The 24829-nt window shown below is 71.3% G+C and carries 22 protein-coding genes and 4 tRNA genes; 15 read left to right on the top strand and 11 right to left on the bottom strand.

Translation table 11 applies throughout. The annotated features are described in order from the left end of the window. Positions 1 to 51 precede the first annotated feature (51 nt). The 3 genes from purS to purL are packed head-to-tail and all read left to right on the top strand — an operon-like array spanning position 52 to position 3244. Positions 52 to 321, top strand: coding sequence for a phosphoribosylformylglycinamidine synthase subunit PurS (gene purS, locus ABD954_RS16240; RefSeq protein WP_345486750.1), 270 nt, complete (start codon positions 52 to 54; stop codon positions 319 to 321). Then, positions 318 to 998 (top strand): phosphoribosylformylglycinamidine synthase subunit PurQ, encoded by a 681-nt coding sequence (purQ, locus tag ABD954_RS16235; protein ID WP_345486749.1) that lies wholly within the window; start codon positions 318 to 320, stop codon positions 996 to 998. The genes purS and purQ overlap by 4 nt, the downstream gene beginning before the upstream one ends. Continuing rightward, entirely contained in the window at positions 995 to 3244 is a 2250-nt protein-coding gene (gene purL / locus ABD954_RS16230) for a phosphoribosylformylglycinamidine synthase subunit PurL (RefSeq protein ID WP_345486748.1), read from the top strand. Before purQ ends, purL begins: the two co-directional genes overlap by 4 nt. A gap of 72 nt (positions 3245 to 3316) precedes the next feature. Here the strand turns inward: purL and ABD954_RS16225 are convergent, their stop codons facing one another. After that, the gene (locus ABD954_RS16225) at positions 3317 to 3724 is read right to left on the bottom strand and encodes a nuclear transport factor 2 family protein (RefSeq protein ID WP_345486747.1); all 408 of its coding nucleotides are present in this window, start codon (positions 3722 to 3724) and stop codon (positions 3317 to 3319) included. Between the two features lie 74 nt (positions 3725 to 3798). On the opposite strand from ABD954_RS16225, the gene ABD954_RS16220 reads away from it, so the two are divergent. Further along, entirely contained in the window at positions 3799 to 4590 is a 792-nt protein-coding gene (locus ABD954_RS16220; RefSeq protein ID WP_345486746.1) for a maleylpyruvate isomerase family mycothiol-dependent enzyme, read from the top strand. Positions 4591 to 4665: 75 nt separating this feature from the next. Further along, positions 4666 to 5487, top strand: coding sequence for an META domain-containing protein (locus ABD954_RS16215; RefSeq protein ID WP_345486745.1), 822 nt, complete (start codon positions 4666 to 4668; stop codon positions 5485 to 5487). On the opposite strand, the gene ABD954_RS16210 is transcribed toward ABD954_RS16215, so the two are convergent. Further along, complete coding sequence (locus ABD954_RS16210; RefSeq protein ID WP_345486744.1) at positions 5456 to 6946, bottom strand: sulfatase family protein; 1491 nt, start codon at positions 6944 to 6946, stop codon at positions 5456 to 5458. The two genes, ABD954_RS16215 and ABD954_RS16210, sit on opposite strands and share 32 nt — an antisense overlap. Before the next feature lie 184 nt (positions 6947 to 7130). After that, positions 7131 to 7229: a putative leader peptide gene (locus tag ABD954_RS16205; RefSeq protein WP_345486743.1), complete on the bottom strand. Its 99-nt coding sequence runs from the start codon at positions 7227 to 7229 to the stop codon at positions 7131 to 7133. 253 nt (positions 7230 to 7482) lie between these two features. On the opposite strand from ABD954_RS16205, the gene purF reads away from it, so the two are divergent. Together purF and purM are read left to right on the top strand one after the other, a co-directional pair. Then, a complete protein-coding gene (gene purF / locus ABD954_RS16200) occupies positions 7483 to 9009 on the top strand; it encodes an amidophosphoribosyltransferase (protein WP_345486742.1) in 1527 nt (508 codons plus the stop codon). A gap of 45 nt (positions 9010 to 9054) precedes the next feature. Further along, positions 9055 to 10122: a phosphoribosylformylglycinamidine cyclo-ligase gene (gene purM / locus ABD954_RS16195; RefSeq protein ID WP_345486741.1), complete on the top strand. Its 1068-nt coding sequence runs from the start codon at positions 9055 to 9057 to the stop codon at positions 10120 to 10122. A 166-nt stretch (positions 10123 to 10288) separates the two neighbouring features. Here purM and ABD954_RS16190 read toward each other — a convergent pair whose 3' ends face one another. Continuing rightward, positions 10289 to 10546, bottom strand: a complete 258-nt coding sequence (locus ABD954_RS16190) for a DUF3073 domain-containing protein (protein ID WP_345486740.1) — start codon at positions 10544 to 10546, stop codon at positions 10289 to 10291. Between the two features lie 289 nt (positions 10547 to 10835). Continuing rightward, the gene (locus ABD954_RS16185; RefSeq protein WP_345486739.1) at positions 10836 to 11924 is read right to left on the bottom strand and encodes a Leu/Phe/Val dehydrogenase; all 1089 of its coding nucleotides are present in this window, start codon (positions 11922 to 11924) and stop codon (positions 10836 to 10838) included. A 153-nt stretch (positions 11925 to 12077) separates the two neighbouring features. Between ABD954_RS16185 and ABD954_RS16180 the strand changes: the two genes are divergently transcribed. Next, complete coding sequence (locus tag ABD954_RS16180; RefSeq protein WP_345486738.1) at positions 12078 to 12941, top strand: DUF8083 family protein; 864 nt, start codon at positions 12078 to 12080, stop codon at positions 12939 to 12941. Positions 12942 to 13486: 545 nt separating this feature from the next. Continuing rightward, a complete protein-coding gene (gene bldC / locus ABD954_RS16175; protein WP_003949541.1) occupies positions 13487 to 13693 on the top strand; it encodes a developmental transcriptional regulator BldC in 207 nt (68 codons plus the stop codon). Positions 13694 to 14102: 409 nt separating this feature from the next. Here bldC and ABD954_RS16170 read toward each other — a convergent pair. Both ABD954_RS16170 and hrpA read right to left on the bottom strand, forming a co-directional pair. Beyond that, a tRNA-Asp gene (locus tag ABD954_RS16170) sits at positions 14103 to 14179 on the bottom strand. A 123-nt stretch (positions 14180 to 14302) separates the two neighbouring features. Then, positions 14303 to 18271 carry an ATP-dependent RNA helicase HrpA gene (hrpA, locus tag ABD954_RS16165; protein ID WP_345486737.1) on the bottom strand — a complete coding sequence of 1323 codons (3969 nt, stop codon included), beginning with the start codon at positions 18269 to 18271 and terminating at the stop codon, positions 14303 to 14305. Positions 18272 to 18589: 318 nt separating this feature from the next. On the opposite strand from hrpA, the gene ABD954_RS16160 reads away from it, so the two are divergent. From ABD954_RS16160 to ABD954_RS16150, 3 genes are all read left to right on the top strand, one after another. Beyond that, positions 18590 to 18943 carry a hypothetical protein gene (locus tag ABD954_RS16160; RefSeq protein ID WP_345486736.1) on the top strand — a complete coding sequence of 118 codons (354 nt, stop codon included), beginning with the start codon at positions 18590 to 18592 and terminating at the stop codon, positions 18941 to 18943. A 61-nt stretch (positions 18944 to 19004) separates the two neighbouring features. Beyond that, positions 19005 to 19820, top strand: coding sequence for a DsbA family protein (locus ABD954_RS16155; RefSeq protein WP_345486735.1), 816 nt, complete (start codon positions 19005 to 19007; stop codon positions 19818 to 19820). After that, complete coding sequence (locus tag ABD954_RS16150; RefSeq protein WP_345486734.1) at positions 19817 to 20653, top strand: cytochrome c biogenesis CcdA family protein; 837 nt, start codon at positions 19817 to 19819, stop codon at positions 20651 to 20653. Before ABD954_RS16155 ends, ABD954_RS16150 begins: the two co-directional genes overlap by 4 nt. On the opposite strand, the gene ABD954_RS16145 is transcribed toward ABD954_RS16150, so the two are convergent. From ABD954_RS16145 to ABD954_RS16130, 4 genes are all read right to left on the bottom strand, one after another. Then, positions 20650 to 20775, bottom strand: a complete 126-nt coding sequence (locus ABD954_RS16145) for a hypothetical protein (RefSeq protein WP_345486733.1) — start codon at positions 20773 to 20775, stop codon at positions 20650 to 20652. The two genes, ABD954_RS16150 and ABD954_RS16145, sit on opposite strands and share 4 nt — an antisense overlap. Before the next feature lie 39 nt (positions 20776 to 20814). Continuing rightward, a tRNA-Phe gene (locus ABD954_RS16140) sits at positions 20815 to 20888 on the bottom strand. A 22-nt stretch (positions 20889 to 20910) separates the two neighbouring features. Further along, a tRNA-Asp gene (locus ABD954_RS16135) sits at positions 20911 to 20984 on the bottom strand. A 39-nt stretch (positions 20985 to 21023) separates the two neighbouring features. After that, positions 21024 to 21096 (bottom strand) — tRNA-Glu (locus ABD954_RS16130). A 105-nt stretch (positions 21097 to 21201) separates the two neighbouring features. On the opposite strand from ABD954_RS16130, the gene ABD954_RS16125 reads away from it, so the two are divergent. The 3 genes from ABD954_RS16125 (at position 21202) to ABD954_RS16115 (ending at position 24727) form a co-directional block, all read left to right on the top strand. Continuing rightward, positions 21202 to 21552: a metallopeptidase family protein gene (locus ABD954_RS16125; RefSeq protein WP_345486732.1), complete on the top strand. Its 351-nt coding sequence runs from the start codon at positions 21202 to 21204 to the stop codon at positions 21550 to 21552. Positions 21553 to 21777: 225 nt separating this feature from the next. Then, positions 21778 to 22380: a hypothetical protein gene (locus ABD954_RS16120; RefSeq protein WP_345486731.1), complete on the top strand. Its 603-nt coding sequence runs from the start codon at positions 21778 to 21780 to the stop codon at positions 22378 to 22380. Between the two features lie 211 nt (positions 22381 to 22591). Continuing rightward, on the top strand, positions 22592 to 24727 hold the full coding sequence (locus tag ABD954_RS16115) for a DEAD/DEAH box helicase (protein ID WP_345486730.1): 2136 nt from the start codon (positions 22592 to 22594) through the stop codon (positions 24725 to 24727). Positions 24728 to 24829 lie beyond the last annotated feature (102 nt).

The following is a 24829-nucleotide window of genomic DNA, read 5'->3' as shown; positions in this document are numbered from 1 at the left end:
AGGGAGGTACGCTGAGGGAACCGCCCACGCAACACACCACCGGGAGTGCCAGTGGCACGCGTCGTAGTCGACGTCATGCTCAAGCCGGAGATCCTCGACCCGCAGGGACAGGCGGTGCAGCGTGCACTGCCCCGCCTCGGTTTCGAGGGGATCGCCGACGTCCGCCAGGGGAAGCGCTTCGAGTTGGAGGTGGAGGGACCGGTCGACGACGCCGCCCTCGCCCGCATCCATGAGATGGCCGAAACCTTCCTTGCCAACACCGTGATCGAGGACTTCACCGTCCGGGTCGAGTCCGCCGAGACCGCCGGGGCCTCGTCGTGACCGCACGCATCGGCGTCGTCACGTTCCCCGGGACGCTCGACGACCAGGACGCGCTGCGCGCCGCCCGCCTCGCGGGCGCCGAGCCCGTCTCGCTCTGGCACCGCGACAAGGACCTCAAGCAGGTCGACGCGGTGGTCCTCGCGGGCGGCTTCTCCTACGGCGACTACCTGCGGGCCGGTGCCATCTCCCGCTTCTCGCCGGTGATGGAGACGATCATCGAGCAGGCGAAGGCGGGCATGCCCGTCCTCGGCATCTGCAACGGCTTCCAGATCCTCACCGAAGCCCATCTGCTGCCGGGCGCCATGCTGCGCAACAACCACCTCCACTTCATCTGCCGCGACCAGAAGCTGCGGGTGGAGAACGCGGAGACCGCCTGGACCTCGGACTACACCCGGGGCCAGGAGATCGAGGTCCCGCTCAAGAACATGGACGGCCGCTACGTCGCCGACGAGCGCACGCTCGACGAGCTGGAGGCCGAGGGGCGGGTGGCCTTCCGCTACCTCGACCTCAACCCCAACGGCTCCCTGCGCGACATCGCGGGCATCACCAACGCCGCGGGCAACGTGGTCGGCCTGATGCCGCACCCCGAGCACGCCGTGGAGCCGCTGGTCGGCACCGGCAAGACCGACGGGCTCGGTTTCTTCACCTCGATCCTCAAGAAGCTGGTCAACGCATGACTCTCGACACCGTCAAGCACGCGACCGAGACGCCTGACGTCGAGCAGCCCTGGAAGGAACTCGGCCTCAAGGAGGACGAGTACGAGCGCATCCGCGAGATCCTCGGCCGCCGTCCCACCGGCGCCGAGCTCGCCATGTACTCCGTCATGTGGTCCGAGCACTGCTCGTACAAGAGCAGCAAGGTCCACCTGAAGCAGTTCGGCGAGAAGACCCCCGAGAACGACGCCATGCTCGTCGGCATCGGCGAGAACGCGGGCGTCGTCGACGTCGGCCAGGGCTACGCGGTCACCTTCAAGGTCGAGTCGCACAACCACCCGAGCTACATCGAGCCCTACCAGGGCGCGGCCACCGGCGTCGGCGGCATCGTCCGCGACATCCTCGCCATGGGCGCCCGCCCGGTCGCGGTCGTCGACCCGCTGCGCTTCGGCGCCGCCGACCACCCCGACACCAAGCGCGTGCTGCCCGGCGTCGTCGCCGGCATCGGCGGCTACGGCAACTGCCTGGGCCTGCCGAACATCGGCGGCGAGGTCGTCTTCGACTCCTGCTACCAGGGCAACCCGCTGGTCAACGCCGGCTGCATCGGCGTGATGAAGCACGAGGACATCCACCTCGCCAAGGCATCGGGCCCCGGCAACAAGGTCATCCTCTACGGCGCCCGCACCGGCGGCGACGGCATCGGCGGCGTCTCGGTCCTCGCGTCCGAGACCTTCGACGACACGAAGCCCACCAAGCGCCCCGCCGTCCAGGTCGGCGACCCCTTCCAGGAGAAGCTCCTCATCGAGTGCACCCTGGAGATCTTCAAGGAGAAGCTGGTCGCCGGCATCCAGGACCTCGGCGGCGCCGGCCTGTCCTGCGCCACCTCCGAGCTGGCCTCCGCCGGTTCCGGCGGCATGCGGGTCGACCTCGACAAGGTCCACCTGCGCGACGCGACGCTCTCGCCCGAGGAGATCCTCATGAGCGAGTCGCAGGAGCGCATGTGCGCGATCGTCGAGCCCGACAAGGTCGACCGCTTCCTGGAGATCTGCGAGAAGTGGGACGTCATCGCCGTCGTCATCGGCGAGGTGACCGACGGCGAGCGCCTGGAGATCTTCTGGCACGGCGAGCAGATCGTCGACGTCCCGCCGCGGACGGTCGCCCACGAGGGCCCGGTCTACCACCGGCCGTACGCCCGCCCCGAGTGGCAGGACGCGCTGCAGGCCGACGACGCCGGCAAGCTGCCCCGCCCGCAGGACGGTGCCGAGCTGAAGGACCAGGTCCTGAAGCTGGTCGGCTCCCCGAACCAGGCCTCCAAGGCGTGGATCACCGATCAGTACGACCGCTTCGTGCAGGGCAACACCGTCCTCGCGCAGCCCGAGGACGCGGGCATGGTCCGGATCGACGAGGAGTCGAACCTGGGCGTGGCCATGGCGACCGACGGCAACGGCCGCTACGCCAAGCTCGACCCGTACACCGGTGCGCAGCTCGCGCTCGCGGAGGCGTACCGCAACGTGGCCGCCTCCGGTGCCAAGCCGCTGGCGATCTCGGACTGCCTGAACTTCGGTTCGCCCGAGGACCCGGCCGTGATGTGGCAGTTCGCCGAGGCCACCCGTGGTCTCGCGGACGGCTGCCTCCAGCTGGGCACCCCGGTCACCGGCGGCAACGTGTCGCTGTACAACCAGACCGGTGACGTGGCCATCCACCCGACGCCCGTCGTGGCCGTCCTCGGTGTGATCGACGACGTCAACCGCCGCACCCCGATCGCCTTCGCGGAAGAGGGCCAGCTCCTCTACCTGCTCGGCGACACCAAGGAGGAGTTCGGCGGCTCGGCCTGGTCCGAGGTCATCCACCAGCACCTCGGCGGCCTGCCGCCGGCCGTGGACCTCGACCGGGAGAAGCTGCTCGGCGAGATCCTGATCGCGGCCTCCCGCGACGGCATGATCGACGCGGCCCACGACCTGTCCGACGGCGGACTCGTCCAGGCGGTCGTCGAGTCCTGCCTGCGCGGCGGCAAGGGCGCGCGCCTGGTCGTCCCCGAGGGCCTGGACGCGTTCACGTTCCTCTTCAGCGAGTCGGCCGGCCGCGCGGTCGTCGCCGTTCCGCGCAGCGAGGAGCTCCGCTTCACCGACATGTGCGGTGCGCGGGGTCTGCCGGCGACCCGGATCGGTGTCGTCGACGGCGACGCGGTCGACGTGCAGGGCGAGTTCAGCGTCTCCCTGGAGGAGCTGCGCGCCGTGCACGAGGCGACGATCCCGGGCCTGCTGGCCTGACCATTCCCGCCCGTGCGACAGCCCCCGCCCGTTCTCGGGCGGGGGCTGTGCGCGTCCCCGGTGTCCGAGGGGTCAGTCCGTCTGCTGCTCCCAGAACGCGTCCGCCTCGTCGATGTCCGCGACGCATTCGTCGATGTCGGTCACCTTGCCGCCGACGATGGTGAAGAAGAGCCCGCCCTCCATCTCGATGCCCCGGTCGCCGCGGTCGGCGTGCCACTTGTGCACCGACATGACGTGGCCGCGGCCGTCGGGGTAGATGCCCTTCGTCTCGATCCGGAAGGTGCCGCCGGTGAGCTCCATCAACTGCCCGTAGTGGCCGAGGACGTTGTCGGCGCCCTTGAAGTGGCCCGACATCCGGCTGTCGCCCGGTGAGTGGTGGGTGCAGTCCGCGGTCATCAGCGATCGCAGGGTCTCCATGTCGCCCGTGGAGAAGGCTTCGTAGCCCTTGCGGACCACGGCGGCGTCAGGGTGCTCAGCCATGGCCGATCGACCCCTCTCGTACGTGTGGGTGTGCGGCGGTCCTCCCCCTCCAGTCTCCGACTACCCTCGCCCCCATGCCACCTGCCAGGAAGCGCACCCGCAGCTACGACTCCGCCAAGATCCGGGCCGCCGTGCTCGCCCAGTTCGGGCACGTCGCCGACGCCGTCCGCGGGCTCGCGCCCGATCGACTGGTCCTGCCGTCGGGCCTGGGGGAGTGGACGGTGGCCGATCTCGCCGCGCACATCGCGTGGGTCGCCGACTCCCTGGCGGGCTCGCTCGGCCGCCCGCCGGCCGCCAAGGGCGAGGTCCTTCCCCACCAGTGGCCCTTCACCACGGTCGCGCTCTCCGCGAGGATCGCCGACGCGGCCCGCGAGACGCTGACCGGGGCGCCGCTTCCCGAACTGTACGAGCGGGCCGGCACCCGGCTCGCGGAGGCTCTCGCCGCGCACGACGACGACCGGGTGCTCGACCTGTGGATCGGCCCCATGCGGCTTGCCGACTTCCTCGTCACCCGCACCGTCGAACTGGTCGTCCACACCGACGACCTGAACCGGGCCGCCGGCCTGGACGTCCCCCTGGACCGGCAGGCGCTCGCCGCCTGTACGCGGCTGCTCGCCGACGCCCTCGCGGCGAAGGCCCCCGGCGGCGCGGTCGAGGTGCGGATCCCGCCGTTCGCGGTGGTGCAGTGCGTCGAGGGGCCCCGGCACACCCGGGGCACCCCGCCCAACGTCGTCGAGACGGACCCGCTGACCTGGATCCGGCTGGCGACCGGGCGCACCGGGTGGGCGGCGGAGCTGGACGCGGCGCGGGTGAGCGCCAGCGGGGAGCGGGCCGACCTGACGGCGCTGCTGCCCCTGATGAGCTGAGGAACCGTACGGGCCGGGCCGCACCGTACGGGCCGGACCGAGGAACCGTACGAACCCGCGGCCCGTCCCATCGGCATGCAGAAGCCGCGCACACTCACCGCAGCCCTGACCGTCTCGGCCCTCGCCCTGCTCTCCGCCTGCGGTACGGAGGCGGGCACGGGCCCCGGGGCGGGGGGCGACCCGGACACCCCCGACCTGCCCGTCGCCGGCAACCACTGGACGATCGCCGCCGTGACCGTCGACGGCGCCCGCTCGGTCGCCCCGCCCGGCGCGCACCTGGAGGTCGAGGAGAACGGCCGCGCCAAGGGGAACACCGGCTGCAACAACTTCGGCGCCGCCGTCGCCGTGAACGGGGACACCGTCACCGTCTCCTCGCACGAGGTGACGCTGATCGGCTGTCCGGCCGACCGGGACCGCTTCGAGCGGGCGCTCCTGAAGGCGTTCACGGGCGAGCTCAAGGGCAAGGCGCAGAAGAAGGGGCTGACCCTGGCCTCGGCCGACGGCCGCAAGGTCCTGGAACTGGTCGCCGAGTCCGGCGCTCCGCTGGTCGGCACCGCCTGGACGGTGGACGCCCTGCTCGGCGGGGAGACGTCCGCGTCGCTTCCGGCCGGCTCGGAGGGCAAGGCGAAGCTGACCTTCGGCAAGGACGGCCGGCTCAGCGGCAGCCTCGGCTGCAACCGGGTCTCCGCCCCCGCGAAGATCACCGACAGGACCATCACCCTCGGGGCGGTCACGACGACCCGGATGATCTGCACGAGCCCGCAGATGGAGCTGGAGACCAAGCTGTACGAAGTCCTCGACGGCCCCCTCACCTACCGGCTCGACCACCGCACCCTCACGGTCACCGGCGCGGACGGCCAGGGCTTCACCGCCCGCGCGGAGACCGACGAGGGTTAGTCCGGACGTCGGGACCGGCCCGGCAGGATCCGGAAGAGAGGCCCTGGCCTCCGTACGGGAGGAGGCCGGCGTCCGTCCTCTCCCACGCGGCCTTCAGATCGGCGAGCCGTGCCCGCTCGTACGGGGCCCGGTCGGCCTGTTCGCGGGCGTCCTCGGTGAGCCGGAAGAGCTGGTCGCGACCGCTCTTGCCGCGGTAGTACTTCCAGTCGCCGCGGCGCAGCGCCCGCTCCCCCCGCACCCGCCAGAAGAGGTCGCGCTCGGGCACGTCCTCGCCGCGCAGCAGGTGGCCGGCGAGGCTCGTGCCGTCGAGCGGATAGGCCGGGTGGGGACGGGCGCCGCCGATCTCCAGGAGGGTGGCGGTCCAGTCGGGGGAGAAGACGGGCAGGTCGCTGACCTGGCCGCCGTCGATCCGGGCGGGCCAGCGCAGGATCGACGGGACGCGGATGCCGCCCTCCTGGAGGGAGCCCTTGTTGCCGGCGAGCGGCCAGTTGTAGGAGAAGCGTTCGCCGCCGTTGTCGCTGGCGAAGAAGACGAGGGTGTCGCGTTCGCGGCCGGCGCGCCTGAGGGCGGCGAGGACGGTGCCGACGGAGCGGTCGAGGTCCTCGACCATTTCCTTGTACTTCTCCAGGGAGCCGCCGTCCTGGTGCCAGAGTGCGGAGCGGTCACCGGCCTTGATCCGCCGGACGATCTCCGCGCTGGTCTCTTCGTCGCCGTCGGCGATCCAGGGCCAGTGGGGGGTGGTGAAGTTGAGGTTCAGCAGGAAGGGCCGGTCGTGGTCGCGGCTCACGTACGCGCTCGCCCGCTCGGTGAGGATCCGGGTGTAGTAGCGCAGGTCCTTGTACGCGGCGTCGCCCTCGTAGAGGTCGTACTCGCCGCCGAGGCCGAGCTTGGAGTAGTACTCGAGCGCTCCGCCGAAGTTGCCGAAGAACTCGTTCCAGCCGGAGCGGGTGGGGGAGTAGTCGGGGAGGTAGCCGCAGTGCCACTTGCCGATGAGGGCGGTGGCGTAGCCGGCGTCGCGGAGCAGTGAGGCGAGCGTGGGGTGGGTGGGCTCCAGGCCGACGGACCGGTCCGCTATCGGCTCGGCGAGACCGCCCTTGGTGCGGCCCGGGTAGCGGCCGGTGTAGAGGCTGAAGCGGGTGGGCGAGCAGGTGGCGGAGCCGGCGTAGGCGTCGGTGAAGCGGACGCCCTGGCGGGCGAGCCGGTCCAGGTGCGGGGTGCGGATGTGCGGGGAGCCGTAGGAGGAGAGGTCGGCCCAGCCGAGGTCGTCGCCGAGGATGAACAGGATGTTGGGGCGGGCGGAGTGGCGGCCGGGCGCGGCACGGAACGGCCGCTCCCGCGCGGCCGTCCCGGGAGCGGCGGCTCTGGCCGGTGCGGCGGGGACCGTGGCGGCGAGGGCGGCCGCGGCGGCGGTTCCGACGGCGGCGCCGCCGAGGGCGCGCCGGGACAGGGGTGTGGACATACGGGACTCCTGGAGGGATGCAGCGGAATGCGGAACCGCCCGGAGGCGGACGTTCCGCGAGCGCGGTGGTGAGAGGGCGCGGCTCTACGGCACGGCCTGACGGCGGTGCGGTGCGGCAGGCTCCACGGCATGGCCCGGCCGCACCGTTCTCCGGCACGGCCCTGCGGCCCGGGGAAGGAAGCGCTCAGGCGCGGCGACAGACGGCGCTCGCGACACGGGCCAGGTCCACGTGCCGGCGCTCGACGAGCGTGACCGAGGGGTCGAGGTCACCGTTGGGCTGCATGATCGGAAGCGTGGCCGACTCCGGCGCCGGCTGTCAACGGGCGTCCTGCTGCGTGGACTCCGTCACATCCCGACCGTTCGGCCCGTGCCGTACGAGCGTGTGCTCTGATCACGCCACCCGGCTGCCGCCCTTACGCCGCCTGCTTTGTGGGCTCCGACAAGGAACGGACGATCAGTTCATGCGATCGCACAGCGCCGTATCACGCCTCCGGACGAATTCGGACCAGTGGTCGACCTCGCCTACACTCGGAGACGTGCCACGTGGTGACGGTCGACTCAATCACGATCTGCTCCCCGGCGAGAAAGGCCCCCAGGACGCTTGTGGCGTCTTCGGTGTCTGGGCTCCGGGCGAAGAGGTCGCAAAGCTCACGTACTTCGGGCTCTACGCCCTCCAGCATCGGGGCCAGGAATCCGCGGGAATCGCGGTCAGCAACGGCTCCCAGATCCTCGTCTTCAAGGACATGGGCCTGGTGTCCCAGGTCTTCGACGAAACCTCTCTCGGTTCCCTCCAGGGTCACATCGCGGTCGGTCACGCCCGCTACTCGACCACCGGGGCCTCCGTGTGGGAGAACGCGCAGCCGACGTTCCGGGCCACCGCCCAGGGCTCGATCGCGCTCGGACACAACGGCAACCTGGTGAACACGGCGCAGCTGGCCGAGATGGTCGCCGACCTTCCCAAGCGGGAGGGCCGCTCCACCCAGGTCGCCGCCACCAACGACACCGACCTGGTCACCGCGCTGCTCGCGGGCCAGGTGGCCGAGGACGGCACGCCGCTCACCATCGAGCAGGCGGCCGCGAAGGTCCTCCCCGAGGTCCGGGGCGCCTTCTCCCTCGTCTTCATGGACGAGCACACGCTCTACGCGGCGCGTGACCCGCAGGGCATCCGCCCGCTGGTCCTCGGGCGCCTGGAGCGCGGCTGGGTGGTCGCCTCCGAGTCCGCCGCTCTCGACATCTGCGGCGCCAGCTTCGTCCGCGAGGTCGAGCCGGGCGAGCTGATCGCGATCGACGAGAACGGCATCCGCACCTCTCGATTCGCAGAAGCGAAGCCCAAGGGCTGTGTCTTCGAGTACGTGTACCTGGCCCGCCCCGACACCGACATCGCCGGCCGGAACGTGTACCTCTCCCGCGTGGAGATGGGCCGCCGGCTCGCCAAGGAGGCCCCCGTCGAGGCCGACCTGGTGATAGCGACGCCGGAGTCCGGCACGCCGGCCGCCATCGGCTACGCGGAGGCCTCCGGCATCCCGTTCGGCGCCGGCCTGGTCAAGAACGCCTACGTCGGCCGGACCTTCATCCAGCCCTCGCAGACCATCCGCCAGCTGGGCATCCGGCTGAAGCTCAACCCCCTCAAGGAAGTCATCAAGGGCAAGCGCCTGGTGGTCGTCGACGACTCGATCGTCCGCGGCAACACCCAGCGCGCACTGGTCCGGATGCTCCGCGAGGCCGGCGCCGCCGAGGTCCACATCCGGATCTCCTCCCCGCCGGTGAAGTGGCCCTGCTTCTTCGGCATCGACTTCGCCACCCGCGCGGAGCTGATCGCCAACGGCATGTCGGTCGAGGAGATCGGCAAGTCGCTCGGCGCGGACTCGCTCTCGTACATCTCGCTCGACGGGATGATCGAGGCGACCACCATCGCCAAGCCCGACCTCTGCCGCGCCTGCTTCGACGGCGAGTACCCGATGGAGCTTCCGGACCCCGAACTGCTCGGCAAGCAGCTCCTGGAGACCGAGCTGGCCGCCGGTCCGGCCGCCACCGCGGCCGCCGACGCCCTGCGCCGTCCGTAAGACCCCGCTGCACACCCCGCAGTACGACACGAAAGCTCTGAACCCATGTCTCAGACCACTGGTGCCAGCTACGCGAGCGCGGGCGTCGACATCGAAGCGGGCGACCGCGCCGTCGAGCTCATGAAGGAGTGGGTGAAGAAGACGCAGCGCCCCGAGGTCCTCGGCGGCCTCGGCGGCTTCGCCGGTCTCTTCGACGCCTCCGCCCTCAAGCGCTACGAGCGCCCGCTGCTCGCCTCCGCCACCGACGGCGTCGGCACGAAGGTCGACATCGCCCGCCAGATGGGCGTGTACGACACCATCGGCCACGACCTGGTCGCCATGGTCATGGACGACATCGTCGTCTGCGGTGCCGAGCCGCTCTTCATGACCGACTACATCTGCGTCGGCAAGGTCCACCCCGAGCGCGTCGCCGCCATCGTCAAGGGCATCGCCGAGGGCTGCGTCCTGGCCGGCTGCGCCCTGGTCGGCGGCGAGACCGCGGAGCACCCGGGCCTGCTCGGACCGGACGACTTCGACGTGGCCGGCGCCGGCACCGGTGTCGTGGAGCACGACCGGCTGCTCGGCGCGGATCGTATCCGTACGGGTGACGCCGTCATCGCCATGGCGTCCTCCGGTCTTCACTCCAACGGGTACTCGCTCGTGCGGCACGTGGTCTTCGACCGCGCCGGCATGACCCTCGACCAGCAGGTCGAGGAGTTCGGCCGGACCCTGGGCGAGGAACTCCTGGAGCCCACCAAGATCTACTCGCTGGACTGCCTGGCGCTCACCCGGACCACCGACGTGCACGCCTTCAGCCACATCACGGGCGGCGGTCTGGCCGCCAACCTGGCCCGGGTGATCCCGGACGGCCTGCACGCCGTCGTGGACCGCTCGACCTGGGCTCCCGGCGCCGTCTTCGACCTGGTCGGCACGGCCGGACAGGTCGAGCGCCTGGAGCTGGAGAAGACCCTGAACATGGGCGTCGGCATGATGGCGGTCGTCCCGGCCGACTCGGTCGACGTGGCCCTGACGACCCTCGCCGACCGGGGCGTGGAGTCCTGGGTCGCCGGCGAGATCACCGAGCGCGGCGACAAGGAGACCGGCGCCGAGCTGGTCGGCGACTACGCGAAGTAGCCGCTACCGGACGTGGCCTCGGCCTCGGCCGTACGACGCACACCGAAGAGCACCCCTTGACGTCGAGGGGTGCTCTTCCGCGTCGGGGCACGAGGAGCCCGGCTCCCTCCGGACAGCGCAGAAACCCGGTCCGGGGTGCCCGGACCGGGTTTCGATGTGCGGAAGGTCAAGCGCGACGCTGAGTGGACGCCGGACCGGACTCGTCGTCCTCGTCCTCGTCGTCCGTGTTGTAAAGATCCGCGTACTGCGCGTACGGGTCGTCTTCCTCGTCGTCGTCCTCGAACGGCTCGCCATTCGGCGGCTGGCTCGAAGTCGTCGAAGCGCCCAGCTCGTGGGCCAGACGCGCAAGGTCGGTCCCGCCGCTGCTGTACTTCAGCTGGCGGGCGACCTTGGTCTGCTTGGCCTTTGCCCGGCCGCGCCCCATGGCTCGACCCCCTCGGTGACGGGGCTCGACGGCCCCAGAGTCTTGACACGCGTTCATGGTTCGGAACGGGCTCTCGGGAGAGAGACCGGTCCGTAGGGCTTCAACGGTACCTGTTTCCGTCGGTCTACGGTACGCCGCGCGCATCACATACCCCGGTACAGAACCATCGAGGTGCCCTGTCCTCGCTGGTCAATCGCGATTTTAACCTCTTCTTGAGGTCCGACCCGCCGATCGGCGTGAGCGAAGTCTCGCGAATCGCCCCCGGTCGGCGGGCCGGACCTGTCAAGAGTCAGGCCCGGCGCGCCTCGGCCATGCGCTGCTCGGCGATCCGGTCGGCCGCCGCGGCCGGCGGGATGCCGTCCGCCTTCGCACGTGCGAAGATCTCCAGGGTGGTGTCGAAGATCTTCGTGGCCTTGGCCTTGCACCGGTCGAAGTCGAAGCCGTGCAGCTCGTCGGCGACCTGGATCACGCCACCGGCGTTGACCACGTAGTCGGGCGCGTAGAGGATCCCGCGCTCCACGAGGTCCTTCTCGATGCCCGGGTGGGCCAGCTGGTTGTTGGCCGCGCCGCAGACGATGGCGGCGGTGAGGAACGGCACCGTCTCCTCGCTCAGGGCGCCGCCCAGCGCGCAGGGCGCGTAGACGTCCAGGCCCTCGACCCGGATCAGGGCCTGGGTGTCGGCGACGACGGACACCTGCGGGAACTTCTCGGTGATCCGGCGCACCGACTCCTCGCGGACGTCGGTGACGACGACCTCGGCGCCGTCGGCGATCAGGTGCTCGACGAGGTAGTGGCCGACCTTGCCGACGCCCGCGACGCCGACCTTGCGGCCGCGCAGGGTCGGGTCGCCCCACAGGTGCTGCGCGGAGGCGCGCATGCCCTGGAAGACGCCGAAGGCGGTGAGGACGGAGGAGTCGCCGGCGCCGCCGTTCTCGGGGGAGCGGCCGGTGGTCCACCGGTTGGTGCGGGCCACGACGTCCATGTCGGCGACGTAGGTGCCGACGTCGCAGGCGGTGACGTAGCGGCCGCCGAGGGAGGCCACGAAGCGGCCGTAGGCGAGGAGCAGTTCCTCGGTCTTGATCTGCTCCGGGTCGCCGATGATCACGGCCTTGCCGCCGCCGTGGTCGAGTCCGGCCATGGCGTTCTTGTACGACATGCCGCGGGACAGGTTGAGCGCGTCGGCGATCGCCTCGGCCTCGGTGGCGTAGGGGTAGAAGCGGGTGCCGCCGAGGGCCGGGCCCAGGGCGGTGTTGTGGAGGGCGATGACGGCCTTGAGGCCCGTGGCGCGGTCCTGGCACAGCACGATCTGCTCGTGGCCTCCCTGCTCCGAGTGGAACAGGGTGTGCAGTACGTCAGGAACGCCGGTCACATCGGTCACGGTGGTGACTCCCAAAACGAGGCGGCGGAAGGTCCCCCCTGCGGGTGGGGGAGGGACCGGAACGGCAGAAGGTTAAGTGCTACCTGGGCGTAGCAGGGACGCAGTGCTGCGGATCACCCCCTCCAGGAGTACGCGCGTGGAAGGATTTGCGACATGTCGGTCGTGTCCTCGGTGCTGGTCCCCTACGCCTCCTATCTGCGCGTGTACGAGCCGCTGGCCGCGTTCCCGGTCGCGGAGCGGGAGCACTGGGCCCGGTACGCGCGCCGCACGGACCTGCCCGGCGCGCAGGACGAACTGCGGCGCTCGCTGGCCGATCTGGTGCCGGTGCCGCCGGTGCCGGTGCCGGCGCACGAGAGCGGCGACGCGTTCGTGGTGGCGGTGGACGGGGTGGTCCTGGTCTGTCCGTGGCGGACGCGGCTGCGGGGCTGGCTGGCGATGGAGGAGCTGGTGGGCGGGACGCTGCCGGCGCCGGTCCTGGACGCGATGCTGCCGCCGGTGGTGCGGGAGCAGGCGGTGGCGGACCACGAGCGGTGGGTGGAGCGGAACCCGGACGCGCGGCCGTGGATCCGCAGTGCGGTGTGGCGAGTGCCGCTGAGCTGGTTCGCGCTGTTCTCGGACGAGGAGCGGGAGTACGAGCCGGGCGGCGGCGCGGGAGGGCCCGGTGGGGCCGGTGGGGCGGTGCTGCGCTACCGGACGCCGATGGCGCAGGCGCGGCGGCGGCTGGCGCGTTCCCTGAAGGCGTTGCGGGGGGCGATCGCGGAGGGGCCGATGACCGAGGGGCTCGTCGGGGTGGGCCGCTGGCTGGAGGAGTTCCATCCGCGGGCGCTGGTGGAGCTGGACTACGGCGGCCTGGTGCACGCGGTCCCCGCGGAGGCGCTGGCCGCGGACCGCTCGGCGGCGGACGTGGCCGAGGGCATCGCGGCGCTGCGGGACGGCGAGGGGGAGGCCGCGCGGGCGGCCTACGAGCGTCTCGCCGAGCGGTGGCGGGCGGTCCGCAACCTCGAGTTCGCGAACTGACCATCGACAGGACATCTCCATCTGATGTAAATGATCTTCATCGCTGGACACCTGTTCGGATCTTTGGTGTGCTCTGGTGGGGTCGGCGGTGCCGATGGGGCGGGACGTAGGTCCCGATCCGGGCCTTTGGTTCAAGCGTGACGGACAGCACTTACCGCACCCTTGCGCCCATCGCCCACCCTCGTGCCAAAATAGGACAAGGAGTCCGGGGAGGGTTCCTTCCGTCCAAGATTGGGCGGAACGCTCAGCATTGCACTCTATGGGGGGTCTGAGGACTCCTGATCGCTCTGTGACTGATCGTCACAGTGGCGTGACTGTCCGTTATGGCATGGTCCATCGACTTCCGCCGCTGATGAACACCTGCGAGGGCAATTCCATCGGTTTGGCCGACGTGGCTGGACGGATGGTGTAGTTGTAGTGCCGAGGACAAGCCGTTCGTCCTATAACCGACTCGGCCCGCTTCTGCCATTTCGGGCAAGGCGGGTCAAGGTGCAGAATTTAGAGGAAAGAACCGAGAAGGTTCGGTTCTCCCGAGGAGGCCGCTCATGACCGCTCGCACCCCTGATGCCGAGCCGCTGCTGACCCCTGCCGAGGTTGCCACGATGTTCCGCGTGGACCCGAAGACGGTGACCCGTTGGGCGAAGGCCGGAAAGCTCACGTCCATCCGCACCCTGGGTGGGCACCGCCGGTACCGCGAGGCCGAGGTCCGCGCTCTGCTGGCGGGCATTCCGCAGCAGCGCAGCGAGGCCTGAGGCGCACGCGAGGCACGCAACACCCCGTAACACCGGGCAACAGCCGGGTCCCCCAACCCGGTCCGCCCACCCCAAGCTCTGCCGACGAGTGCCTGCCCCAACAGGTTCTGGTCATCGATCGCGCTGGACTCCGCCGGGTCCAGCGCGATCTTTTTGTGTCCGCGTCCGGAAGCGTCCGATGGGTGCAATTGCACATATTAAATCGGGGACATGTAGGGAGGGTGTAAGTGCGGGGGTTTCTGAAACCGATTCAGTGACACCCGTCACACGGCACGACTCTTGCCAACCAACAGCCTGCCACTTCCGGGGAGTTCGCCAACGCGCCGTAGGTCACCGCCAGGTGGGACCTTGGTCCCTCCTTCGGGGGAACGCAAGAAGGCCCGCACCGATCGGTGCGGGCCTTCTTCGCTGGCGATCCTGACGGGACTTGAACCCGCGACCTCCACCTTGACAGGGTGGCGAGCTAACCAACTGCTCCACAGGACCTTCGCAGCCTCTGAGCAGCGGCTGCGAGGAAAACTGTACAGCAGCTCGGCGGTCTGGTCGAACCGGCGTCGGAGCGCCCGGCCGACGCCACCGCCGAGGCGGCCACCGGGCGCCCCGGCCGGCCTACGGGACGGCCGCGTCGATCGCCTTCACGATCCGCTTGTCCGACACCGGGTACGCCGTGCCGAGCGCGTGCGCGAAGTAGCTCACCCGCAGCTCCTCGATCATCCAGCGGATGTCCGTGACCGAGGACGGCACCGGGCGGCCCTTCGGCAGCTGCTCGAGGAGCCAGGCGTACTCGTCCAGCATCTCGTGGACCTTCTGCATCCGGGTGGTGTCCCGCTGCACGCCCGTCGGCATCTGCTGCAGCCGCCGGTCCACCGCCACCAGGTAGCGCATCAGGTCCGGCAGCCGCTTCAGGCCCGTCCGCGTCACAAAGCCGGCCGGCATGAGCCAGGACAGCTGCTCGCGCACGTCCTGGAGGTTCGGCAGCAGCGCCGGGCTGTTCGTGGCCTTCAGCCGCCGCTCGCAGGCCTGCCAGGCCGCCAGGACCTGCTGCACCTGGCCCACCGTCCGCACGGTCAGCTCCACGAGGTCCGCGCGGACCTTGTCGTACAGCTTCCGGAACGACTCCTCGTCCCACACCGGGCCGCCGTGGTCCGCGATCAGCCGGTCGGCGGCCGCGGTCGCGCAGTCCTCGAACAGGGCCTGGACCGAGCCGTGCGGATTCGCGGACAGGGCCAGCTTCTGCTGGTTGCTCAGCCGGTCCGAGGCGAACTTCGCCGGGTTCACCGGGATGTTCAGCATGATCAGCTTCCGGGTGCCCCGCCACATCGCCTGCGCCTGCTCCTCCTCGGTGTCGAAGAGGCGCACGGCGACGCTGTCGCCCTCGTCCACGAGCGCCGGGTAGGCCTTCACCGGCTGGCCGGCCCGCCGGGTCTCGAAGACCTTGGTGAGGGTCCCGATCGTCCAGTCCTTCAGCCCCGTGCGCTCCAGGGACGGCCCGGATCCGTCCGGGCCCGCCGTGGCCGCCTTCGCGGCCTTGGAGAGCGCCTGACGGGCCTTGGGGCGCAAGCGGAGCTTCAGCGCCTCCAGGTCCTTGTCCTCGGCCAGCTTGCGGCGCCGCTCGTCGACGATCCGGAAGGTGATCTTGAGGTGTTCGGGGACCTTCGCCCAGTCGAAGTCGTCCGCCGTCAGCGGCACCCCGACCATCCGCTGGAGCTCGCGCGCGAGCGCCGTCGTCAGCGGCTCCTGCACCGGGACGGTGGAGTCCAGGAAGCGGGTCGCGAAGTTCGGCGCGGGCACGTAATGGCGGCGGATCGGCTTGGGGAGGGACCGGATGAGCTCCGTGACGACCTCCTCGCGCAGGCCCGGGATCTGCCAGTCGAAGCCCTCGTCGGTGACCTGGTTGAGCACCTGGAGCGGGATGTGCACGGTCACGCCGTCGGCGTCCGCGCCCGGCTCGAACTGGTACGTCACACGGAACTTCAGCGGTCCCTGCCGCCAGGAGTCCGGGTAGTCGTCCTTGGTGACCGCCCCGGCCTTCTCGTTGATGAGCATCTCGCGCTCGAAGTCGAGGAACTCCGGCTCCTCGCGGCGCTTGTGCTTCCACCACGAGTCGAAGTGCGCCCCCGACACGACGTGCTCGGGCACCCGCTTGTCGTAGAAGTCGAACAGCGTCTCGTCGTCGACGAGGATGTCCCGGCGCCGGGCGCGGTGCTCCAACTCCTCGACCTCGGTGAGGAGTCTGCGGTTGTCGGCGAAGAACTTGTGGTGGGTGCGCCAGTCGCCCTCGACGAGCGCGTTGCGGATGAACAGCTCCCGGGAGACCTCCGGGTCGATCCGCCCGTAGTTCACCTTGCGGTCGGCGACGATCGGCACGCCGTACAGCGTCACCTTCTCGAAGGCCATGACCGCCGCCTGGTCCTTCTCCCAGTGCGGCTCGCTGTACGTCTTCTTCACCAGGTGCTGGGCCAGCGGCTCGACCCACTCCGGCTCGATCCGCGCGTTCACCCGCGCCCACAGCCGCGAGGTCTCCACCAGCTCGGCGGACATCACCATGCGCGGGGGCTTCTTGAAGAGCGCCGAGCCCGGGAAGATCGCGAACTTGGCGTTCCGGGCGCCCAGGTACTCGTTCCGCGTGCCCTCGCGCTTGGCGTCCTTGCCCTCCTTGGCGTCCTTCACGTCCTTCAGGCCGATGTGCGACAGCAGACCGGCCAGCAGGGACACGTGCACCGACTGCTCCGGGGCGTCCTCCTCGTTGAGGTGGATGCCCATCTGCTTGGCGACCGTCCGCAGCTGCGCGTAGATGTCCTGCCACTCGCGGATCCGCAGGAAGTTCAGGTACTCCTGCTTGCACATCCGGCGGAAGCTGGACGAGCCCCGCTCCTTCTGCTGCTCGCGGACGTAGCGCCACAGGTTGAGGAAGGCGAGGAAGTCGCTGGTCTCGTCCTTGAAGCGGGCGTGCATCTGGTCGGCCTGCGCCTGCTTGTCGGCCGGCCGCTCGCGCGGGTCCTGGATGGACAGCGCCGCAGCGATCACCATCACCTCGCGGACGCAGCCGTTCCTGTCCGCCTCCAGGACCATGCGGGCGAGCCGCGGGTCGACCGGGAGCTGGGACAGCTTGCGGCCCTGCTCGGTCAGCCGCTTCTTCGGGTCCTTCTGGGTCGGGTCGAGCGCGCCCAGCTCGTGCAGCAGCTGCACGCCGTCCCGGATGTTGCGGTGGTCCGGCGGGTCGATGAACGGGAACTTCTCGATGTCGCCGAGGCCGGCCGCGGTCATCTGGAGGATGACGGAGGCCAGGTTGGTCCGGAGGATCTCCGCGTCCGTGAACTCCGGCCGGGTGAGGAAGTCGTCCTCGGAGTAGAGCCGGATGCAGATGCCGTCCGAGGTGCGGCCGCAGCGGCCCTTGCGCTGGTTGGCGCTGGCCTGCGAGACCGGCTCGATCGGCAGCCGCTGCACCTTGGTGCGGTGCGAGTAGCGCGAGATGCGGGCGGTGCCCGGATCGATCACGTACTTGATGCCGGGGACCGTCAGGGACGTCTCGGCGACGTTCGTGGCGAGGACGATCCGGCGGCCGGAGTGGGCCTGGAAGACCCGGTGCTGCTCGGCGTGCGACAGCCGGGCGTACAGCGGCAGGATCTCCGTGTTGAAGAGCTTCTTCTTCGTCAGCGCGTCCGCCGTGTCGCGGATCTCGCGCTCGCCGGAGAGGAAGACCAGGATGTCGCCCGGCCCCTCCTTCTGGAGCTCGTCGACGGCGTCGCAGATCGCCGTGATCTGGTCCCGGTCGGACTCGTCCGAGTCCTCCTCCAGGAGCGGGCGGTAGCGCACCTCGACCGGGTACGTACGCCCGCTGACCTCGACGATCGGCGCGTCCCCGAAGTGGCGCGAGAAGCGCTCGGGGTCGATGGTCGCGGAAGTGATCACGACCTTCAGGTCCGGGCGCTTGGGCAGCAGCTGGGCCAGATAGCCGAGCAGGAAGTCGATGTTGAGGGACCGCTCGTGGGCCTCGTCGATGATGATCGTGTCGTACGCGCGCAGCTCGCGGTCCGTCTGGATCTCGGCGAGCAGGATGCCGTCCGTCATCAGCTTGACGAAGGTGGCCTCCGGGTTCACCTGGTCGGTGAACCGGACCTTCCAGCCGACCGCCTCCCCGAGGGGGGTCCTCAACTCCTCGGCGACCCGCTCGGCGACCGTGCGGGCGGCGATCCGGCGGGGCTGGGTGTGCCCGATCATGCCCCGGACGCCACGGCCCAGCTCCAGACAGATCTTCGGGATCTGCGTCGTCTTTCCGGAACCGGTCTCACCGGCGACGATCACGACCTGGTGGTCGCGTATCGCCTCCAGGATCTCGTCCTTCTTCTGGGAGACGGGCAGCTGTTCGGGGTACGTGACGGCGGGCACGCGTGCGGCGCGCGCGACGACCCGCTCCCTGGCCTTGCCGGCCTCGGCGGCGATCTCGTCCAGGACGGCCGTGCGGGCCTCGGGGTTGCGGATGCGGCGGGCGCCTTCGAGACGGCGGCCGAGCCGGTGGGAGTCCCGCAGCGAGACCTCGGCCAGGACGGACTGGAGGGCGGCGAAGGAAGTAGACATACGGGATCCAGGATCGCACCTGCGGCCGAGAAGCGGCGAACCGATTTACGAGTCGGGTGCCGCGCCCGGCCCCGGTAGGGCCCGGACCGCGCCGGGCCCCTCTACCGCCGCCCCCCGCCCGCCGGGCCGTGTCCCGGGCCGCGCCCCGCCTTGCCGGGCCCCCCTACCGGGCCGCGCCCCTCACCGGGCCGTGTCCCGGGCCGCGCCCCGCCCGCTGGCCCCCTACCGGGCCGCGCCCCGCCCGCCGGCACCTGGTCCCCGGGGCGGAGGCGGCCCGCTGCGTAATATTTCGGGCACGTCCCCCTGAAAGGTCTCCCCATGTCCCGTACCGCTCGCGCGCTGGCGGCGTTCGCCGCGCTGGCGGGCCTGGTGCTCGGACTGGTGGTCTGCGGGGCGGCGGCAGCCGTTCCGGCGGGGAAGACCCAGGCCGCCGCGCCCGGGCCCGCCCACCCCGGCTGCGGCGAGGGCCACGGCGGCGACGAGGGCGCGGCGGGGCCCGCCGTACCGCCGCGCTCCCACGGCTTCGCGGAGCTGCTGCCCGTACCGGCCGCCGACCGGGCGCCGTGGGGAGGCTGGGGCGGGGACCAGGCCGTACGGGAGACGGCCCCCGGCCCGTCGCCGCCCGAGCGCGTACCTCCGTCACCGGTGGAGCTGTCGGTCCTGCGGGTGTAGACGGCCGGGCCCCTCCCGCCCGTCCGTCGTCCTCTTTCTCCCCGTTCAGGAGCGCTTCAGCATGCCCACGTCCACGAGCAAGTCCACCGGCAAGTCCACGCGCAAGCCCGCCGGCAAGGCCCGGCCCGCGTCCCCGTCCACCTCGAAGTCCAGGCCGGTCGTGATCGTCGCCGGGGTGGCCGTCGCCGCCGCGCTGCTCGGCCTCGTCTCGTACACCGCCACCAAGCCGCAGGCGCCCGGCGGCTCCGGCGGCTCCTCGGCCGTGGCCGAGGTGACCGCCGACCCGTCCGACGGCGTTTACCCGGAGCTGGAGTCCTACGCCCGCCGGGACCCCGGTGACCGGCTCGCCCTCGGCCGGGCCGACGCGCCCGTCGTCCTGATCGAGTACGCCGACTTCAAATGCGGCTACTGCGGGAAGTTCGCCCGGGACACCGAGCCGGCGCTGGTGAAGAAGTACGTGGACGCCGGCACCCTGCGCATCGAGTGGCGGAACTTCCCGATCTTCGGCGAGGAGTCCGAGGCGGCGGCCCGGGCCTCGTGGGCGGCCGGGCAGCAGGGCCAGTTCTGGGAGTTCCACAAGGCCGCGTACGCGCCGGGCGCCAAGGAGAAGGGCTTCGGCGAGCAGCGCCTGACCGCCCTGGCGAAGGAGGCGGGGGTGCCGGACCTGGCCCGCTTCGCCCGCGACGCGCAGAGCGCGGCGGCCCGGGAGTCGGTGCGCCGGGACCAGGAGCAGGGCTACTCCCTCGGCGCCACCTCGACCCCGTCCTTCCTTATCAACGGCCGGCCGATCGCCGGTGCCCAGCCGATGGAGACCTTCCAGGAGACGATCGAGGCGGCGGCCGCGGCGGCGGCCGGGAAGCCGGGGCCGGGGCGATGACCTCCGGCATCGGCTACTTCGCCGCGTTCCTCGGCGGCCTGCTCGCCCTCCTCAGTCCGTGCAGCGCCCTGCTGCTCCCGGCCTTCTTCGCGTACTCCGTCGACACCCGCGCCCGCCTCCTGGCCCGGACCGGGATCTTCTACGGGGGCCTGGCCACCACCCTCGTGCCGCTGGGCGCCGCCGGCTCCTTCGCCGGGCGGCTCTTCTACGGCCACCGGGACCTGCTGGTGGCCGTCGGCGGCTGGCTGATCGTGGCCCTCGGGGTGCTGCAGATCCTCGGCCTGGGCTTCGCGTCCCGCCGGATGAGCGAGGTCAGCGGCCGGATCCGCCCCACGACCGCGTTCTCCGTCTACGCGCTCGGCCTGGTCTACGGCCTGGCTGGTTTCTGCGCGGGCCCCATCCTGGGGAGCGTCCTGACGGTGGCGGCGCTCAGCGGCAGCCCGGTCTACGGGGGCCTGCTGCTCGCCGTGTACGCGCTGGGGATGGCCGTTCCGCTGTTCGTGCTCGCGCTGCTCTGGGAGCGTCACGACCTGGGGCGGCGGCGCTGGCTGCGCGGCCGGCCGATCCGCGTCGGCCGTTTCGCCCTGCACTCGACCTCGCTGCTCTCGGGCCTCTTCTTCATCGCCCTCGGCACCCTCTTCCTGGTCTTCGACGGCACCACGGCCCTGCCCGGGCTGCTCTCGGTCGACGACTCCTTCGCGGTGGAGGAGCGGGTGGCCCGCCTCGGCCGCGCGGTTCCCGACTGGGCGCTGCTCGTGGCCGTGGTCGCGGCGGTGGCGGCGGTCCTGGCGTGGCGGGCGCGGCCGGGCGCCAGGCGCCGGGAGGACGCCTAGCGGGCGGCGAAGGCCGTACGGGCGGGGCGGCCGTACGGGAGGGGCGCGGGCTCTTCCCGTACGGGCGCCCGGGACGTACCGGGTTCGCTGAGGACCCGGGCGCGGGCACGGGCGCGGGACACGAAGAAGGCCCCGTTCTTGCGAACGGGGCCTTCTCTTTGTGGCTGGGGCCGGGGTCGAACCGGCGACCTATCGCTTTTCAGGCGATCGCTCGTACCAACTGAGCTACCCAGCCACGAGGCCGTTTCCGACCTCAGCGATCCTGACGGGACTTGAACCCGCGACCTCCACCTTGACAGGGTGGCGAGCTAACCAACTGCTCCACAGGACCTTATGGTGTGCGAGAACCAGTCTCGCACAGGGTTGTGCGTGCCCCCAACGGGATTCGAACCCGTGCTACCGCCTTGAAAGGGCGGCGTCCTGGGCCACTAGACGATGAGGGCTAAGAGGCCCGCCTGGGCGCTTCTCAGCGCGTCGGGGACGTGAGAAGCATATGGGATGGCAGGCGGTATCGCCAAAACGGTTTCCCGAGGGGGGAGAATGAGCGGGTGCTGGAGATGACGCGCGAGGAGTTCGAGGAGCTCGTCGCCGAGGCCCTGGACCGGATCCCGCCGGAGCTGACCCGGCTGATGGACAACGTCGCCGTGTTCGTGGAGGACGAGCCGCCCTCGGACGACCCGGAACTCCTCGGGCTCTACGAGGGGACGCCGCTGACCGACCGGGGCGAGTGGTACGCCGGGGTGCTCCCCGACCGGATCACCATCTACCGGGGGCCGACGCTGCGGATGTGCGCGTCGCGCGAGGACGTGGTCGCGGAGACGGAGATCACCGTCGTGCACGAGATCGCCCACCACTTCGGCATCGACGACGACCGGCTGCACGCACTCGGCTACGGCTGAGCGGGCCTCCGGCGCGCCGCTCGGCGCCCTCGGGGGCGCATCAGGGGCGCGTGCGAGAACCGTCCCGGGCGCATGCGGGGCGCGTCCCGGGCGCGTTCCGGGCGTGTCCCGGGCGTGTCCCGTGTGGCGTCGGGGCGTGTCCCTTGTGGCGCCAAGGGAGTTGGGCAGGGCAACGCGTGCGAACCGCGTCCCCGTTCCTGCCTGACCCGTCCTGGAGGTGCCTCCGTGCGCCATTTGCCCACCCCCGTGAGATGGGCCGCCACCGCACTGGCGGTCGCCGCCTGTGCGGGTCTGAGCGGCTGTATGAGTGTCGGCGAGGACGGCGCGAAGCCGGCGCCCAGCACGTCCGCGGGGAAGGGCGGCGAGGCGGCCGGTCCCGACGAGGACGGCGGGCTCGCCGGCGGCCACGGCGGAGGCGGCTACGACCGTACGGGGCGCGGCGGGCCCGATCCGGACGGCGAGGGCGAACAGACCCCCGTACCGAGCGGATCGCCGTCCCCGTCGGCCAGGCCGGCCGGCGGGGCGGGCCCGGCCGGTCCGGGCGGGTCGCCGAAGCCGCAGCCGCCCCCGGACGCCGGCGGGGACGGCGGCGCCGACGGCGGTGGCTCGGGCGCGCCGGGCGGCGAGACCACGCCACCGGTGGACCCGCCGCAGCCGACGCCGACCCAGGAGCCGACCCCCACGCAGGAGCCGACGCCCGATCCGACGGTGAGCGAGACGCCCACGACGACACCCGGCGCGGACACCCACATGGGTGCCATGCGGGCGGCCGAGGGTCCTGGCGGCGCGACGGAGCCGAAGGCATCGCCGCAGGCCAGGCCGGTGTAGCGCGGGTGTGACGGAGCTCGGTTTGCCTTGAGCGGGGGAGAGTGCGTATGGTGGTAGATCGTTTGATCCCATTTGCCCGGCGCCACGACCGAAGAGCGCCGTGACTGGCGCGTACTCTCCCTTGCCGTGGCTGACCGCATTGAGGCGGTCGATATGCGAAACACGGAGTTGACGGGCGCGTGCCGAGACTCCGGAAGGTTTCGCATTTCGCATGTCCATTTTCAGTTCTGACCACGCCGTCCTGCCCGAGAACGACGAGATCATCGACGCCGCCGACGTCGTGGAGGCCGCCGAGGCCGCCCTCGACGCGAGCGTCGACACCACCGTCGAGGCCGACGACTCCTCCGCCGAGCCCGAGCTCACCTTCGGTGACCTGGGCCTGCCCGAGGGCGTCGTGCGCAAGCTCGCCCAGAACGGTGTGACCACCCCCTTCCCGATCCAGGCCGCGACCATCCCGGACGCCCTGGCCGGCAAGGACATCCTCGGCCGCGGCCGTACCGGCTCCGGCAAGACCCTCTCCTTCGGTCTCCCGCTGCTCGCCACGCTGGCCGGCGGCCACACCGAGAAGAAGAAGCCCCGCGGCGTCATCCTCGTCCCGACCCGTGAGCTCGCGATGCAGGTCGCGGACGCCCTCCAGCCCTACGGCGACGTCCTCGGCCTGAAGATGAAGGTCGTCTGCGGCGGTACGTCCATGGGCAACCAGATCTACGCCCTGGAGCGCGGCGTCGACATCCTCGTCGCCACCCCGGGCCGTCTGCGCGACATCATCAACCGCGGCGCCTGCTCCCTGGAGCAGGTCAAGATCGCGGTCCTCGACGAGGCCGACCAGATGGCCGACCTGGGCTTCATGCCCGAGGTCACCGAGCTGCTCGACCAGATCCCCGAGGGCGGCCAGCGCCTCCTGTTCTCCGCCACGCTGGAGAACGAGATCGACAGCCTGGTCAAGCGCTACCTGGTCGACCCGGTCACCCACGAGGTCGACCCGTCCGCCGGTGCCGTCACGACGATGACCCACCACGTCCTGGTCGTGAAGCCCAAGGACAAGGCCCCGGTCACCGCCGCCATCGCCGCCCGCAAGGGCCGCACCATCATCTTCGTCCGCACCCAGCTGGGCGCCGACCGCGTCGCCGAGCAGCTGCGCGAATCCGGTGTGAAGGCCGACGCGCTGCACGGCGGCATGACCCAGGGCGCCCGCACCCGGACCCTGGCCGACTTCAAGGACGGTTACGTCAACGTCCTCGTCGCCACCGACGTCGCCGCCCGCGGCATCCACGTCGACGGCATCGACCTGGTCCTGAACGTGGACCCGGCCGGCGACCACAAGGACTACCTGCACCGCTCGGGCCGTACCGCCCGCGCCGGCCGCTCCGGTGTCGTGGTCTCCCTGGCCCTGCCGCACCAGCGCCGCCAGATCTTCCGCCTGATGGAGGACGCGGGCGTCGACGCCTCGCGCCACATCGTCGGCGGGGCGGGCGCGTTCGACCCCGAGGTCGCCGAGATCACCGGCGCCCGTTCGCTCACCGAGGTCCAGGCCGACTCCGCGAACAACGCCGCCAAGCAGGCCGAGCGCGAGGTCGCCGACCTGACGAAGCAGCTGGAGCGCCTGCAGCGCCGTGCCGTCGAGCTCCGTGAGGAGGCCGACCGCCTGGTGGCCCGCGCCGCCCGCGAGCGCGGTGAGGACCCGGAGGCCGCGATCGCCGAGGTGACCGAGGCCGCCGAGGCCGAGCTCGCCGCGGCCGTGGTCGCGGAGCCGGTCCGCGAGGAGCGCCGCGACTTCGACCGCGACCGCCGCGACGACCGTCCGTCGTTCAACCGCGACCGCCGTGACGAGCGTCCGTCGTTCAACCGTGACCGTCGTGACGACCGTGGTGGCGACCGCGGTGGTGACCGTGGTGGCTTCCGTCGCGACGACCGTCCGTCGTTCAACCGCGACCGCCGCGATGAGCGTCCGTCGTTCAACCGTGACCGTCGTGACGACCGTGGTGGCGACCGCGGTGGTGACCGTGGTGGCTTCCGTCGCGACGACCGTCCGTCGTTCAACCGCGACCGCCGCGATGAGCGTCCGTCGTTCAACCGTGACCGTCGTGACGACCGTGGTGGCGAGCGTGGCGGTGACCGTGGTGGCTTCCGTCGCGACGACCGTCCGTCGTTCAACCGCGACCGCCGCGACGACCGCCCCACCGGCGGCCACCGCGGCAGCGACCGCCCCTTCAACCGCGACCGCCGCGACGACCGCCCCTTCAACCGGGACCGTCGTGACGAGCGTCCGGCGTTCAACCGCGACCGCCGCGACGACCGCGGTGGCTTCCGCCGCGACGACAAGCCGCGCTGGAAGCGCAACGGCTGACACGCCGACAGGGCCCCTGCCCGCACATGAGTGCGGGCAGGGGCCCTGCCCTTTGTGGCACCGCGCGCGGCAGGGCCGATACCCGATCGGTTTGGAGGAGGT

Origin of the sequence: Streptomyces roseoviridis (assembly GCF_039535235.1) — a bacterium.
GTDB lineage: Bacteria > Actinomycetota > Actinomycetes > Streptomycetales > Streptomycetaceae > Streptomyces > Streptomyces roseoviridis.
The sequence above is the reverse complement of the archived record's forward strand: the minus strand, read 5'-3'. Positions and strand labels throughout refer to the sequence as shown.